The following is a 667-nucleotide window of genomic DNA, read 5'->3' as shown; positions in this document are numbered from 1 at the left end:
GGCCGTCTACCCGGTCGAGCTCCATACGATCGCCGAGGCGGTCTACGGAGCCGGCTACACCCGGCTCCAGCTCGCGCAGGGTCTGTCGGCCGCCCGCGGGCAAAACGTCAGCCTATCGATCGTGTCGATGTGGCTGACCCGTGCGCGGCCGATCCCCGGGTGGCTGACGCCCGTCCTCGACGCGCTCCTGCTGGAGGGCGCGGCCGAGCATGAACGCGCCGCCGTCACCTGCCGCCGGTACCGCGCGGATCTTCTTCGCCACCAGCTGCAGGGCGTGCGGCCGCCCGAGCCCAAGGCACCGAATCCCGCGCCGGCCGAGGCGGCCGGCGACCAGGTCCAGGAACTCGTCTCCGACACCGCCGGCTGAGCCGGTAACGCCCCCATCGAGACTGGTAACGCGTTTGCCAAAAATCGGGGTGTTCGGATCAGGGCGGTTTTACTGAAGTAAATCCAGGACTTCCGAAGATCTGAATACAAAAAACGCCGTAGCACATTTGAGCACACCGTCGGGTCCACACGGGCCGACGGTGTGCTCAAACGTGCCGGCCGCCTGGTCAGGACGGGCCGACCACGGGCCCCGGGGCGGCCTCCGGATCCGGGGCCGGCGCGTCGGCGGGACGGCCCTTCCCGCGGCGGCCGGACAGGATCGCGGGGCGGTCCTTCGGGG

1 protein-coding gene is annotated in these 667 nt (G+C 70.2%); it reads left to right on the top strand.

The genetic code is table 11. The features are described from left to right. Window positions 1-367, top strand: a 367-nt coding sequence (locus tag FV226_RS28300) for a hypothetical protein (protein WP_187278884.1), incomplete at its 5' end; no start/stop codon positions are given. Between the last annotated feature and the right edge of the window lie 300 nt (window positions 368-667).

The sequence above is a fragment of the Methylobacterium sp. WL12 genome (genome assembly GCF_008039475.1).
In the GTDB taxonomy this organism is placed as follows: Bacteria; Pseudomonadota; Alphaproteobacteria; order Rhizobiales; family Beijerinckiaceae; genus Methylobacterium; species Methylobacterium cerastii.
Note: the sequence above shows the minus strand (reverse complement) of the source record. Positions and strands in the feature narration are given on the sequence as shown.